The 13656-nt window shown below is 62.4% G+C and carries 12 protein-coding genes; 2 read left to right on the top strand and 10 right to left on the bottom strand.

Annotation, left to right across the window (positions count from 1 at the left end):
• Window positions 1-43 precede the first annotated feature (43 nt).
• Window positions 44-976, top strand: coding sequence for a hypothetical protein (locus tag L4G42_RS23690; protein ID WP_237253818.1), 933 nt, complete (start codon window positions 44-46; stop codon window positions 974-976).
• 1041 nt (window positions 977-2017) lie between these two features.
• Here the strand turns inward: L4G42_RS23690 and dctM are convergent.
• From dctM to L4G42_RS23650, 8 genes are all read right to left on the bottom strand, one after another.
• Window positions 2018-3301 carry a C4-dicarboxylate TRAP transporter large permease protein DctM gene (gene dctM, locus L4G42_RS23685; protein WP_065989499.1) on the bottom strand — a complete coding sequence of 428 codons (1284 nt, stop codon included), beginning with the start codon at window positions 3299-3301 and terminating at the stop codon, window positions 2018-2020.
• The gene (locus tag L4G42_RS23680; protein ID WP_237253819.1) at window positions 3298-3933 is read right to left on the bottom strand and encodes a TRAP transporter small permease; all 636 of its coding nucleotides are present in this window, start codon (window positions 3931-3933) and stop codon (window positions 3298-3300) included. The genes dctM and L4G42_RS23680 overlap by 4 nt, the downstream gene beginning before the upstream one ends.
• 121 nt (window positions 3934-4054) lie before the next feature.
• Window positions 4055-5053: a TRAP transporter substrate-binding protein gene (locus tag L4G42_RS23675; RefSeq protein ID WP_237253820.1), complete on the bottom strand. Its 999-nt coding sequence runs from the start codon at window positions 5051-5053 to the stop codon at window positions 4055-4057.
• A 181-nt stretch (window positions 5054-5234) separates the two neighbouring features.
• Window positions 5235-6059, bottom strand: a complete 825-nt coding sequence (locus L4G42_RS23670; RefSeq protein WP_237253821.1) for an HpcH/HpaI aldolase/citrate lyase family protein — start codon at window positions 6057-6059, stop codon at window positions 5235-5237.
• Window positions 6060-6225: 166 nt separating this feature from the next.
• On the bottom strand, window positions 6226-7425 hold the full coding sequence (locus L4G42_RS23665; protein WP_237253822.1) for a CaiB/BaiF CoA transferase family protein: 1200 nt from the start codon (window positions 7423-7425) through the stop codon (window positions 6226-6228).
• Between the two features lie 144 nt (window positions 7426-7569).
• Window positions 7570-8919 (bottom strand): MmgE/PrpD family protein, encoded by a 1350-nt coding sequence (locus L4G42_RS23660; protein WP_237253823.1) that lies wholly within the window; start codon window positions 8917-8919, stop codon window positions 7570-7572.
• 10 nt (window positions 8920-8929) lie between these two features.
• Complete coding sequence (locus L4G42_RS23655) at window positions 8930-10093, bottom strand: acyl-CoA dehydrogenase family protein (RefSeq protein WP_237253824.1); 1164 nt, start codon at window positions 10091-10093, stop codon at window positions 8930-8932.
• Window positions 10094-10153: 60 nt separating this feature from the next.
• The gene (locus tag L4G42_RS23650; RefSeq protein ID WP_237259971.1) at window positions 10154-10993 is read right to left on the bottom strand and encodes an HTD2 family dehydratase; all 840 of its coding nucleotides are present in this window, start codon (window positions 10991-10993) and stop codon (window positions 10154-10156) included.
• Window positions 10994-11121: 128 nt separating this feature from the next.
• On the opposite strand from L4G42_RS23650, the gene L4G42_RS23645 reads away from it, so the two are divergent.
• Window positions 11122-12042, top strand: a complete 921-nt coding sequence (locus L4G42_RS23645) for a LysR family transcriptional regulator (protein ID WP_237253826.1) — start codon at window positions 11122-11124, stop codon at window positions 12040-12042.
• On the opposite strand, the gene L4G42_RS23640 is transcribed toward L4G42_RS23645, so the two are convergent.
• Window positions 12043-12423, bottom strand: a complete 381-nt coding sequence (locus tag L4G42_RS23640; RefSeq protein WP_237259972.1) for a cupin domain-containing protein — start codon at window positions 12421-12423, stop codon at window positions 12043-12045.
• A 364-nt stretch (window positions 12424-12787) separates the two neighbouring features.
• A complete protein-coding gene (locus L4G42_RS23635) occupies window positions 12788-13627 on the bottom strand; it encodes an AraC family transcriptional regulator (protein WP_237253828.1) in 840 nt (279 codons plus the stop codon).
• Between the last annotated feature and the right edge of the window lie 29 nt (window positions 13628-13656).

The raw sequence follows: 13656 nt of genomic DNA, 5'->3' as shown, positions 1-13656 counted from the left end.
CGTAATGGGGAGAAGTACAACATCATTCGCACGGAGCAGCACAATGAACGTCTCACCTGATTCTTATCCTGCCGCTGTAGAAGAATCCTCCTCGGTCTCGGGCGTGTCCTGGGGCGCCATCTTTGCTGGCGCTGCTGGCGCCGCCGCGCTGTCCCTTATCCTGGTTCTGCTGGGTTCAGGCCTGGGTTTCTCGGCAATGTCGCCTTGGGCCAACGAAGGCGCCAGCGCGAAGACCATCGGTATTTCCACGGTCGTCTGGCTGGCGCTGACGCAGATCGTGGCCTCCGGTCTTGGCGGTTACCTCGCCGGTCGCCTGCGCGTCAAATGGGCCAACATGCACGGTGACGAAGTGTACTTCCGTGACACCGCGCACGGCTTCCTGTCGTGGGCTGTCGCTACGCTGGTGGCTGCCGTGTTGATCGTGGGTTCGGTCAGCGGCATCGTGGGCAGCGGCGCGAAAGCCGGCGCTACTGCGGTTGCCGGTGTTGCAGGTACTGCCGCCACTACGGCCGGTTCTGCAGCGGGCAATACCAGCAGTGATCAATACGGTTACTACATCGATTCGCTGTTCCGCGATGATCGTCCTGCCGCTGTCAGCGATGACGCTGCTCACGGCGTTGTGGTGCGTATCTTCACCAAGACGATGGCCAACGATGGTCAGCTGGCTCCGGAAGACCGTACCTACCTGGCACAACTGGTCGCTCAGCGTACCAACATGAGTCAGGCCGATGCACAGGCGCGTGTTGATCAGGTTTACGGTCAGGCCAAGCAGGCTGTGGCAGATGCCAAGCTGAAAGCGCAACAGGCTGCCGACGCTGCCGCGAAGGCCGCTGCAACGGCTGCGCTTTGGACTTTCGTTTCGCTGCTGTGCGGTGCGTTCGTGGCAAGCCTTGCTGCCATCTGGGGTGGTCGTCGTCGTGATGCGGTGACGTATGTCGAAACCCGTGCTTATTCCAATACTTCCAGCATTCGCTGATCAAGGAGAGTCATCATGCGTTCACTACTTTTGTGGTTCCTCGGCATTCCAATCCCGATTATTATTTTGATTGCACTGTTTGTGCATTGATTGAGTGATTGATTAAAGATCCGCGCTGTTCTCTTAGAGACAGCGTGGATTTTTTTTCGTCTGCCGGAAAGCGGGTTTGTGAGTCGTAGAGATCAAGAGCGTCTGCCTAACGGCAGACATTTCGCCTTCGGCGAGTTACTTGGAAAAGTCGAAAGTCGCACCACCCCCAAGTAACCAAGGGTGCCTGCTCCTGGTTAGGCCCGACTTCGTCGGGTTCCTTCACTCCGGTCCCGCTCCGTGGGCCCGCGCCGAACGGACATCCATGTCCGCAACGGCGCTCTCGCCGCATCCATGCGGCTCGACCCACTCCACGAGACCTGCGTTCAGCCTGCACCCAAGTCGCGATTGGCGGCGTCTGGGCCTTTTGCGTATGAAGATCAAAAGCAAAAGCTTCCCGGCTAAAGCCGGTCCTACAATTGGGGTTACCGCGCTCTCACTGTCTGATCGTTCCCACGCTCCGCGTGGTAACGCCGCCCCGGACGCTTCGCGTCCCTCAGACGACGCGCATTCGGCCTGGAGAAGTGACGCGGAGCGTCACGGAATGCATTCCCACGCGGAGCGTGGGAACGATCGAAAATGTCAGCGCCTGAACGGGCCTCTTCCCGGCTAAAGCCGGTCCTACTAAGCGCGCTTTTGATTTTCAAACACAAATAGCCCAGACACCGCCAATCGCGACTTGGGTGCAGGCTGAACGCAGGTCTCGGTCCGTGGGCCGAGCGGCATGGATGCCGCGAGAGCCGCCCCCCGCCATGGATGGCGGATGGCGGATGGCGGCGGGCCCACGGAGCGAGACCGGAGTGAAGGAACCCTGACGAAGGAAGGGCCCAACCAGGAGCAGGCACTTTTGCTTACTTTTGGTGCTTTTCAAAAGTAAGTCGCCGAAGGCGAAACGTCTGCCCCTAGGCAGACGCTTGTGATCTTGATCTTAAGCCCATTCAGCAACGCCATTGATCAAGGCATCCCCAGCCAGTTCGGCAGCGCGAGGGAGATGTATGGCACGTAGGTCACCAGCAGCAGGAACACCAGCAGGATCGACAGCCATGGCAGCGCCGCGCGAATGGTCTCGCCCAATGTCAGGCCGGTCACCGCTGACGTCACGAACAGGTTGAGCCCCACCGGAGGGTGAACCAGTCCGATCTCCATGTTGACGACCATGACGATACCCAGGTGAATCGGGTCGATGCCGAGTTTCATCGCGATCGGGAAGAAGATCGGCGCCAGGATCAGGATAATTGCCGAAGGCTCCATGAAGCTGCCCGCGACCAGCAGCACGATGTTCACCATGATCAGGAAGCCGATCGGGGTGAGGCCTTCGGAGATGACCCAGGCGGTAATCTGCTGCGGAATCTGCTCCGTCGTCAGGACGTGGGCGAACAGCATGGCGTTGGCGATGATGAACATCAGCATGATCGACAGCCGGCCGGATTCGAGCAGCACTTTCGGGCAGTCCTTGAAGCTCATGTCCTTATAGACGAACAGCGCGATGAACGCCGAGTAGACCGCCGCCACTGCCGCCGCTTCGGTCGGGGTGAACATGCCGCTGTAGATCCCGCCGAGGATGATGACCAGCAGCATCAAACCCCAGAACGCGCGTTGCGCCGTGTGCAGCCATTGGCGGAAGGTCACCCGTGGCTGGGCCGGGAGTTTCTTGACCCGGGCGACGATGTAGATCACCACCATCAGGATCACGCCGAGCAGGATCCCGGGCACCACACCGGCAATGAACAGCTTGCCGACAGAAGTTTCCGTCGCGGCGGCGTAAACCACCATCACGATGGAAGGCGGAATCAGAATCCCCAGCGTACCGGCATTGCAGATGATCCCGGCGCCGAATGCCTTCGGGTAACCGGAGCGCACCATGCCGGCGACGGCGATGGAACCCACGGCTGCAACGGTCGCGGGCGATGAACCGGACAACGCCGCGAACAGCATGCACGCCAACACCGCCGCAATCGCCAGGCCGCCGCGAATGTGGCCGACGCAGGCATTGGCGAAATCGATCAACCGCTGCGCGACCCCGCCGGTGGTCATGAAGGCGCCGGACAACAGGAAGAACGGAATCGCCAGAAAGGTGTAGCTGTCGGAGGTTTCGAACAGTTTGATCGCCAGCGAACTCAACGAATCCGGGCTAAACAGCAGGATCGAAACAGCGCCGGACAACCCCAGGGAAATGGCAATGGGCACGCCCAGGAACATGAAAACGAATAACAGCAGGAACAGGCAGATAACGGTCATCGGTGCTGCTCCTCGGCAGGGTTGGCGAGTTTGCTCGCTTCAGCCGCTTCGTCGGCCAGACCCAGACCGGTCTGCCGGTGCGTCCAGATGCGGTAGAGGATTTCCAGGTAGCGCGCGATGACCAGGCCAAAGCCGATCGGCACGATGACGGCGATGTAGGCGACCTTGATGCCGAACCGATCGAGGTCCTCGGCACCGATGCCGGCCATGAACAGCGCTGCCACCCACTTGTAACTGGCGACGAGGAAAAGGCCGGCGTATGCCAGGCAGCAGGCGCAGGCCAGCATCGCGAGGATTCGCTGGACCGGCTTGCTGGTTTTCTTGACCAGCGCGTCGACGCCCAGGTGGCCCGCCGTGCGCACGCCGTAGGAAATCCCGAAGAAGATCAGCCAGCCAAACAGGGCTTTGGTCAGCGCCACGCTCCAGGTCATGCCCTGGGCGTAACCCATCAGGTGGTCACCGATGCCGGCGAAAAAGTCGCTGCTGACCGCCCATTGGTCGCTGAGGGAATAAAACAGGGTGTAGATGTTGTTCAACGCCACGTAGACGAACGTCACGAGGGTCATGGCAGCCAGCAGGAAGGCAATGATGCCCTCCTCCAGATGCTCCCAGAATCGCGTCAGCGGGTGCATAAGCATTCTCCGAACGAAGCCGAACGTAGCCGGGTATAGAGACGGCCGTGGAGGCGCGCCGCCCGTAAATCGGGTGCCCGCCGGGCCGTCACGGTCTGTTATCGAGAAACGATTGAAGGGCTCAAGGCGCCTTGTTCGAATCGTCGGCGGCCTTGATCAGGTCGGCACCGATTTCTTCGGAGAACTTGTCCCAAACCGGCTTCATGGCTTCGCGCCATTTCGCGCGCTGCTCGGGGGTGAGCGTCACGATTTCGCTGGTTTTGGCGTCGATGATTTTCTGCTTGGCCGTCTGGTTCAGTGCTTCGGCCTGCTTGTTCACCTCGACGGTGACCTGATCCATGATCTTTTGCAGTTCATCACGCACGTCTGCAGGCAGGCCGTTCCAGAACTTGGAGTTGGTGATCACCATGTAGTCGATCAGGCCATGGTTGGACTCGGTGAAGAACGGCTGCACCTCGTTGACCTTCTGGCTCTCGTAGTTGGACCAGGTGTTTTCGGTGCCGTTGACGGTGCCGGTCTGCAGGCCTTGATAGACCTCGGCGAAGCTCATCTTGCGCGGGTTGGCGCGCAGGGCGACGAATTGAGCTTCCAGCACACTGGATGCTTGCACGCGGAATTTCAGGCCACGGGCATCTTTCGGTTCAACCAGCTTTTTGTTGGCAGACAGTTGCTTGAGGCCGTTGTGCCAATACGCCAGACCGTGAATGCCTTTGTCGTCCATCGAGGTCAGCAATGCCTTGCCCTGCGGCCCCTGCTGAAAGCGGTCGACGGCAGCGAGGTCGTTGAACAGGAACGGCAGGTCGAAAATCTGCACTTTCTTGGTGTACTGCTCGAATTTGGCCAGGGACGGCGCGAGCATCTGCACGTCGCCGAGCAGCAGGGCTTCCATTTCCTTGCCATCGCCGAACAGCGAGGAGTTCGGGTAGACCTCGACTTTGACCTTGTCTTTCAAGGCCGGGTCAGCGGCAACCATCTTCTGGAAGAGCAACGCGCCCTGCCCCTTCGGCGTGTTTTCCGCCACCACGTGGGCGAACTTGATCGTGATCGGGTCAGCGGCCTGTGCAAGGCTGGCCACAGACACTGCGGCCGCGCAGAAAAGCGCTTTGGTCAGCTTCAACATCGATATCACCTTTTTATTTTTGTAGGAGCTTATGTTGGCAGGAGCAGGTAGACCGCATCAGCATAGTGCAACTCCACCATGACGAAGCCCCAGTGTTTAGAGAATCTGCTTTTGTGAAAGCCGGCGTTCGGGGTTGCCGAACGCGATCAACCTTCAAGCCGCGCTCCGACGGCGACTGGGCTCACCCCGCCGCCAGCGCGAGCAAACGCCGGGCCCGCAGCAACACCGGCGCGTCGACCATTTGCCCGTCCAGCTGAAACGCCCCCGCCCCATTAGCCGCCGCGCTGGCGTTGATCACCTTTTGTGCCCAGCTCAGGTCATCAGCGCTGGGCGCCAAGGCAGCATGGATCACGGGCACTTGGGCGGGATGGATGCACAACGCGCCGCCATAACCCATATCGTAGGCGTGGCGAATGGCGCGGTGCAGGCCTTGAGGGTCGCCGATGGCCGGGTGCACACCGTCCAGCGGTGGCAGTAAATCCGCGGCCCGTGAATGCAGTTGCACCGACATCCGCGCCTGATCGAGAAACATCTGCGCGGCGTGGGTGCCGCTGTTGAGATTCAAGTCCAGCGCCAGATCGAGCCCGCCAAACGACAAACGCTCGACACCCTCGGCATGGGCGATCTGCTCCAGGGCCAGCAGGCCTTTGGCGCTCTCAATGATCGGCAGGACCGGTTTGCCTGTCTGCCAGACCGCCGCCACGTGAGCTGCGCTTTCGACTTTCGGCAGCAGAACCCCGGCGACGCCAGCGTGCTGCCGGCAGAACGCCAAGTCATCGGTATGTTCGACATGAATCGGCGCATTGACCCGCACCCATACGGAGGCCTGGGGGTGGTCGTTCAAAAAGGCCGCAAGATTGTCCCGCGCCTGCCGCTTGAGCGGTTCTTCAACCGCGTCTTCGAAATCGACGATCACCGCGTCGGCGCCCGCCGCCAGCGCTTTGGCGAAACGATCGGGGCGACTGCCGGGGACGAACAGTGCGGAGCGGATGATGGTTTGCGGCATGGTTGAAGCTCCTGAAAAAGGGTGTCATCCCAACTCTTTGGGCGCTTGATCGCAACGACTGCATTTCATCCGCTGAAGACGTGGCAGATGCTGCAGCCACTTCGCGGGCAAGCGCGCTCCTACAGTTGCAAGCCGTGACGACGGGCCCGCGCGGCAAGGGAGAGGCTCAGACCACGCCGCCCGCCGCCATCCGCGCCTGGTCTTCAGCCGAAAACCCGAGCTCGCCGAGAATGCTGCCGGTGTGCTGGCCCAGGCCCGGCACCCCGTCCATGCGCGGCGTAAATGCAGTGTTGTGGCCCGGCGGCAGCAGCGACGGCAGCGGGCCGGACGGGCTGTCGACTTCGCGCCAGCGGTCACGCGCCTTGAGCTGCGGATGGTCCCAGACGCCTTGCATGTCGTTGACCCGGGCGTTGGCAATCTGCGCGTCTTCCAAACGGGCAACCACGTCATCGACGCTCAATGAAGCGAAGCCGTCGACGATGATCTGCCGCAGCGCCTCACGGTTTTCCGAACGCTTGAAGTTCGCGGAAAAGCGTTCGTCGGTGGCCAACGCCGGATCGAGCAGGACCTTGTCGCAGAACAGCGCCCATTCCCGCTCGTTCTGCAGGCCCAGCATGATCGTGCCGCCCCCGCCCGTGGGAAACGGACCGTAAGGATAGATCGTCGAGTGGGACGCACCGGCCCGTGGCGGTGGCGGCGCGCCGTTGTAGGCGTAATACATCGGGTAGCCCATCCACTCCACCAGGCTTTCCAGCATGCTGACGTCGATGCGGCTGCCCTCCCCGGTCTTGTCGCGCAGCATCAGCGCCGACAGAATCCCGGTGTAGGCGTACATGCCGGCAGCGATGTCGGCGATGGAGCAACCGGCTTTGGCCATCTCGTTTTCGCCAGGGCCACCGGTGACCGACAAGAAGCCGCCTTCGCTCTGGATCAGCAGGTCGTAGGCCTTTTTCTTCTCATAGGGCCCGCCTTCGCCATAGCCCGAAATGTCACAGACGATCAGGCGCGGGAAGCGCGCGTGCAAGGCTTCGAATGACAGACCCATGCGAGCAGCGGCGCCGGGCGCCAGGTTCTGCACCAGCACATCGGCATTGGCGAGCAGCGACTCGAGGATGTCGCCGGCCTCCTCCTGCTTGAGGTCCAGGGTCAGGCTTTCCTTGGAGCGGTTGGTCCAGACGAAATGCGAGGCCAGGCCGTCGACGCGCTGGTCATAGCCACGGGCGAAATCGCCGACGCCGGGGCGCTCGATCTTGATCACGCGGGCGCCCAGATCCGCCAGTTGCCGTGTGCAGAACGGCGCCGCGATGGCGTGCTCGAGACTGACGACGGTGATGCCGTCCAGAGGACGCGGGGGTTGTTGAGTCATGTTCGTAAACCTCATAGCCCATGGCGGGCGAGAACCTTGTAGGAGCGCGCTTGCCCGCGATTGCGGTGTGCCAGTCACCGGCGATGTCTCTGACACACCGCAATCGCGGGCAAGCGCGCTCCTACAAGGGGAATGCGTTTGCTGTTAGATCAGGTCGGTCAGATCCTGCGCATCGCGCAACTGCCAGACCCGTTGAATCAATGCCGTGCCCTGCGCCACCGTGCGTGCGCCGGAGAACGCGAGCAGGCGCTGAACCTTGTCCTCCAGCTCAGGCCGCGACAGGGTGTTGCCCGGATCGCCTTTAGGCTCATCGATGCCGGCGCTGAGGGTGCGGCCATCGGTGGTGGTCACGATCACCCGACCCAGCCAGCGCGCCGGATAAGCGCCGTCGACTTCCGGGTCCAATTCCATCGTGACCTTTTCGCGGAAAGCGGCGACGTCGGCATCGGTCAGCGCCAGGTCGCGGAACTCGATCAACTGCGCACTGCCATGTACCGCAATTAGCCCGAGCACCGCGCCCATGGAAAACTTCGCCTGATGCACGGTCTGCGGTACATCGACCCGGCCGAGCACATCGATGGCACCCTGATGAACGCGGGTGACGACTTTGGCGATCTGGTCATGGCGCAGGCCTTCGCGCTGCATCAGGTGGAGCAAGGCGTCAGCCGCCGGATGGGTGTGGCGACACGAAGCGTGAAACTTGAACGACGTCTCGACCAGCGCCCACCGGCTACCCAGACGGTCGGACAGCTTGGCGGGATCACTGTCGCTGGACATCCCCGCCGCCATGCCCTGATCGCCCTCGAGAATATTCCGTGCGCCGGTCAGGCCGTCTTCGGTGAGGTACGCTGCCAGCAGTCCATCGGCCGCAGCCTTGGCGGTGTGCAGCTGTTTGGAATCGGCTGCGTCACGGAGAAATTCCCACAGCCCGGCGGCCTGGGTGCCCGCCGTGCCCAGCAGACTGATGAACTGCTCTTTGTCGAAGTTCAGCAGCTTGCCGACGCCGACCGCAGCAGCGAGGGTGCCAACCGTCGCGGTGGTGTGGAAGATGCGGTAGTGGGAGCGGCCCATGAATTCGCCGATGCGAATACCGGCTTCGTAACCGGCGACCGACGCCAGTAATAAATCCTGGCCGGTTTTGCCGAGGTCCTGAGCCGCTGCGAGCACGGCCGAGAACACCACCGTCGCCGGGTGCAGCACCGAGCTGTTGTGCAGATCGTCCTGCTCGACCAGGTGCGAAGACGCGCCGTTGACCAGCGCGGCGAAGTACGCCGAGGTGCCGCGACCGCTGACCAGAATCTTCGCCTTGCCCTCTCGCGGGCCCATGCGTTCGGCGTAGCGCTCGAACAACGGAATCGGCCGCGCGCCCTGGCTGGCCAGCGCCGAACCGATCCAGTCGAGGAACAGGTCTTCGGTACGGTCCAGCACGACGCCGGGAATCTGCTCGTAGGTCAGCTCGGCGAGGAAACCCGCCAATGCCTGGGTGTGGCTCATTTCGGCGTCCTCAGAAGCTGCGCGGCAGGTCGAGCAGGTGCTCGGCGACGTAGGAAAGAATCAGGTTGGTGGAGATCGGCGCGACCTGATACAGACGGGTTTCGCGGAATTTGCGCTCCACGTCGTATTCGCAGGCGAAGCCAAAACCGCCATGGGTTTGCAGGCACGCATTGGCCGCTTCCCATGACGCTTTTGCCGCCAGGTATTTGGCCATGTTGGCGCTGGCACCGGCGTTCTTGCCGCTGTCGTATTCCTCGCAGGCACGCCAGCGCATCAGGTCCGCCGCTTCGATTTCGATGTGCGCTTCGGCGATGGGGAACTGCACGCCCTGGTTCTGCCCGATCGGGCGGCCGAACACCACGCGATCACGGGCGTAAGCCGCGGACTTCTCGATGAACCAGCGGCCGTCGCCAATGCACTCGGCGGCGATCAGAGCGCGCTCGGCGTTGAGGCCGTCGAGGATGTAGCGGAACCCTTTGCCTTCCTCGCCGATCAAGCTGTCGGCGGGCAGTTCGAGGTTGTCGAAGAACAGCTCGTTGGTCTCGTGGTTGACCATGTTGGCGATGGGCTGAACGGTCAGGCCGTTGCCGATGGCGTCGCGCAGGTCGACCAGAAAGATCGACATGCCTTCGGACTTCTTCGTCACCTCGGCCAGCGGCGTGGTACGCGCCAGCAGGATCATCAGGTCGGAATGCTGCACGCGGGAGATCCAGACCTTCTGTCCGTTGATCACGTATTTGTCGCCCCGCTTCACCGCCGTGGTCTTGATCTTGGTGGTGTCGGTGCCGGTGCTGGGCTCGGTCACGCCCATGGATTGCAGGCGCAGTTCGCCGCTGGCGAGTTTGGGCAAGTAGTAGCTTTTCTGCGCGTCGCTGCCGTGACGCAACAGGGTGAACATGTTGTACATCTGGCCGTGAACGGTGCCGGAATTGCCGCCGCAGGCGTTCACTTCTTCGAGGATCACCGAGGCTTCCGCCAGGCCCAGCCCGGAGCCACCGTACTCTTCGGGGATCATCGCCGACAGCCAGCCTTCATCAGTCAGCGCCTTGACGAAGGTTTCCGGGAAGCCTTTCTGTTCATCGATCTTGCGCCAGTATTCGGCCGGAAACTGAGCACACAGCGCGCGCACGCCGTCGCGGATGGCATTGAGGCCTTCGTTTTCGTAAGGGTTCATGGTGTCCACTCGCATCGGCGGGCGCCCATGGATCGGCGCCTGGCTTTATAAAAGAAGGGTTCAGTCAAAAACGACTTCGGCGCTCTGGGCGACGCCGGCGTCGTTGCCGGCCCACAGCTGCGCCTTGCCCGGCTCGACGACTCGTCCGCCAACGCGGAACGCCGCAGGCACGTTCAACGGGCGCACGCCGCGATAGGCGAAATGCCGCACGCGCTTATCGGGGTTGGCACGAATGAAGGCGCGCAGATTGAACGTGGCGATCATCGGCCCGTGCACGACAAGCCCGGAGTAGCCCTCGGTGTCAGTGACATAGGGGTAGTCGTAGTGGATGCGATGGCCGTTGAAGGTCACGGCCGAATAGCGAAACAGCAGCGTCGGCGTCGGTTCGATGACCTCGCTCCAGTCGCCCTGCTCCGGCGCATCACCGCTATTGAGTTTCGGCGGATTCGGCTCGCGGTAGACGATGTCCTGCTCTTCACGCACGCACAGCTCGCCGTGTTGCGAGTAGTCATGGCGCACCGTCACGAACACCAGCGAGCCGGTGCGGCCGTGCTTTTCTTCGATGTGCAGGAGGGTCGACAGGCGATGGGCGTCGGCGCCGACTTTCAGCGGCTGAATGAACTCGACGCGGCCACCGGCCCACATGCGATTGCGATTCTCCGCCGGGGGCAGAAAGCCGCCGCGGGCCGGATGGCCGTCACCGCCAAGCTGCGCTTCGAACACCGGCTCCTGAAAAAAACACCATTGCCACAGTGGCGGCAACGGATCGCCCACAGCGGGCGTGGGCTCGCCAAAGGTAGCCGCGATGCGCTTGATCAGGTTGATGCTCAGATGATCCTGGGCTTCTTCGGTCCGGCCAATCCAGTTCGTAAAATCCACGGATGACTCTGCAGCGCTCATGGGCGGGAACCCTCGGGGTTTGTTGTTATGGCCCGATCATGGAAGTGCGCCGGCATTCTGTGAATTTGCATTTGCGTATAGCGGCGTTCGGGTATGCTGAACGCCTTCTGCATCGTCCGGACACCCCCATGCATTTCGACCTGGCTGACTTGCGCCTCTTCATTCATATCGGCGAATCACCGAGCCTGACCCAGGGGGCACGCCGGGCGTTTCTCTCCCCCGCTGCCGCCAGCGCGCGGATCAAGGCGCTGGAAGGCCAACTCGGCACGCGCCTGCTGTACCGCGACAGCCGTGGCGTCGAACTGACCCCCGCCGGCCAGCGCCTGCTCAAACACGCGCGGCTGATCATGAACCAGGTGGACTACCTGAAGAGCGAGTTCACGAGCTACGGCACCGATTCGGCCGGGCACATCCGCATCTTCGCCAACACCACTGCCGTTACCGAGTTCCTGCCCGAAGTGCTGGCGGGCTTTCTGGCGAAACGGCCCGGTGTCACGGTGGATCTGCAAGAGCGCCTGTCCCGGGACATCGTGCGCGGCGTGCTCGACGGCAGCACCGACATGGGCATCATCGCCGGGCCGGTGGAAGCGGCGGGTTTGCAGGTCATCCACTTCAGCACCGACCGGCTGGTACTGATCGTGCCGGTGGGCCATGAGCTGGCGACCGAGAAAAAAGTCACGTTCAAGCAGACCCTGGCGTTCCAGCACATCGGCCTGCACGAAGGCAGCACGTTACTGAGTTTTCTGCGCGATCACGTTGAGCGGCTGGGGCAGAACCTGTCGCTGCGGATTCAGGTGTCGAGCTTCGAAGCCATTTGCCGGATGGTCGAAGCGGGGGTGGGCATCGGGGTCATCCCGGAGTCGGCAGCGTCGCGGCACAGCCGGACGATGCAGCTGGTGACCATCGAGCTCGACGAGCCTTGGGCGGTGCGCGAACGGAGCATTCTGGTCCGCGAACTGGACGCCCTGCCGGGGGTGGTCAGGGCGTTGATTTCGGTGTTGTTGCCTGCGCCCGAAGCTGAAACCGAGCCCGCGACGCCCAAGGCATAATCAGATCCAGACGTCGTTCTGCGCCGTGCGCTCGTTGGTGTCGCTGCCTGTGTTAATCACGCCGCTTGGCTCGATCAGCATCAGCTTCACCTCCTGCGCCGCGAACGGTTTGTGCTCAACGCCCCTGGGCACGACATACAGCTCGCCCGCGTTGAGCTCGACGAAACCGTCGCGAAAATCGATGCGCAAACAGCCTTCGATCACAATGAAGGTTTCGTCGGTGTCAGCGTGGCTGTGCCACAGAAACTCCCCCTCCAGCCGCGCCAGCTTGAACTGGTAGTCGTTCATCTGCGCGATGACTTTTGGCTGCCACTGCTCGGTGAACAGGCTGTATTTCTGGGCGAAGTTGATGGGGGCGTGCTGAGTGGTGGACGTGGACACGAGGGCGGCTCCGAAGGGGTTGAAGAGCCGCAAATCTAGAGCGTGGGGGTGGGTGGGGTCTTGTACGTTATTGCACGGTCCGGGCGCGCTGGTTTTGCGGTGTGGCGAGTGACGCCTTCCCGGCTAAAGCCGGTCCCACTGAGACACCGCGCACTCATAGTGGGACCGGCTTCAGCCGGGAAGAGGCCCTTGCGTACGCCATCCATTGTGCGGTGTGACACCTGACGCCTTCCCGGCTAAAGCCGGTCCTACTGAGACACCGCGCACTAATAGTGGGACCGGCTTCAGCCGGGAAGAGGCCCTTGCGTACGCCATCAAGTTTGCGGTGTGGCGTCTGACGCTTTCCCGGCTGAAGCCGGTCCCACTAAGGGCCTGCCCCCAACATCTTCAACCACCGCCCCGGCGGATAGCCGAAGGTCTTCACGAAATGCCGCGTCATGTGGCTCTGGTCGGAGAACCCCGCCATCACCGACGCATCGCTCAGGGACACGCCCAGGGATATCGAGTGCCGGACGAGGTCCAGCCGGCGCAGGGTCAGGTAGCGGTAAGGCGTAGTGCCGAACAGCACGCGAAAATCCCGCGACAGGCGCCAGCGATCGGTGTCGCTGGCCTGTTCCAGATCGGTGAGACTCACGCCCTGTTCCAGACTGGCCATGAGCATTTCCCGCGCACGTTGCGCGCCGGCGTAGTTGACACTCTGGCGGCCCTTGCGCACACCAGCGGCCGCTTGCAGGGCGATGGCGAGGTCGTAGATCGCGTCGTTCAGTTCGAGAGGATCCAGCGCGTTATTGAGGTCGGAAAGCAACGCCTGAGTCGCCCTGAACAGGCGCGGGTCATTCGACGCCCCGCCCTTGATGAACGGCAGCGGCTTGCCGCCGAGCACCTGCTGAATCATCGCCGGTTCCAGATAGAACATCCGGTAGCGAAAGCCGTCTTCGGTCCCGGCGTGGCCGTCATGGGCCTCGTCGGGGTGCAGCACCATCGTCTGCCCCGGCAGGTTGTTGACCCGTTCCTTGCCGTACTGAAAGCTCTGCACCCCCGACATCGTGTGGCCGATGGCGTAGGTGTCGTGGCGGTGCATCTCGAAACCGTGGCCGTGAAAATACGCCTCGATTCGCTCGATCTGCGGCAGTGGCGCGGCACGCAGCACCCAGTCCCGCGCGGAGTGGGTCAGGTGGGCGTCTTCGTCTGCATGTGTGTCCATCGGCAGCGCTCGCGGCAGTTGACGGCAGG

Source organism: Pseudomonas petrae (genome assembly GCF_021728295.1).
In the GTDB taxonomy this organism is placed as follows: Bacteria; Pseudomonadota; Gammaproteobacteria; order Pseudomonadales; family Pseudomonadaceae; genus Aquipseudomonas; species Aquipseudomonas petrae.
This window is presented reverse-complemented; position numbering and strand designations above follow the sequence as displayed.

Excerpts from the sequence above, each read along its gene's own strand:
- L4G42_RS23690 (WP_237253818.1), top strand. The coding sequence starts at position 44 with ATGAACGTCTCACCTGATTCTTATCCTGCCGCTGTAGAAGAATCCTCC.
- dctM (WP_065989499.1), bottom strand. The coding sequence starts at position 3,301 with ATGACCGTTATCTGCCTGTTCCTGCTGTTATTCGTTTTCATGTTCCTG.
- L4G42_RS23680 (WP_237253819.1), bottom strand. The coding sequence starts at position 3,933 with ATGCACCCGCTGACGCGATTCTGGGAGCATCTGGAGGAGGGCATCATT.
- L4G42_RS23675 (WP_237253820.1), bottom strand. The coding sequence starts at position 5,053 with ATGTTGAAGCTGACCAAAGCGCTTTTCTGCGCGGCCGCAGTGTCTGTG.
- L4G42_RS23670 (WP_237253821.1), bottom strand. The coding sequence starts at position 6,059 with ATGCCGCAAACCATCATCCGCTCCGCACTGTTCGTCCCCGGCAGTCGC.
- L4G42_RS23665 (WP_237253822.1), bottom strand. The coding sequence starts at position 7,425 with ATGACTCAACAACCCCCGCGTCCTCTGGACGGCATCACCGTCGTCAGT.
- L4G42_RS23660 (WP_237253823.1), bottom strand. The coding sequence starts at position 8,919 with ATGAGCCACACCCAGGCATTGGCGGGTTTCCTCGCCGAGCTGACCTAC.
- L4G42_RS23655 (WP_237253824.1), bottom strand. The coding sequence starts at position 10,093 with ATGAACCCTTACGAAAACGAAGGCCTCAATGCCATCCGCGACGGCGTG.
- L4G42_RS23650 (WP_237259971.1), bottom strand. The coding sequence starts at position 10,993 with ATGAGCGCTGCAGAGTCATCCGTGGATTTTACGAACTGGATTGGCCGG.
- L4G42_RS23645 (WP_237253826.1), top strand. The coding sequence starts at position 11,122 with ATGCATTTCGACCTGGCTGACTTGCGCCTCTTCATTCATATCGGCGAA.
- L4G42_RS23635 (WP_237253828.1), bottom strand. The coding sequence starts at position 13,627 with ATGGACACACATGCAGACGAAGACGCCCACCTGACCCACTCCGCGCGG.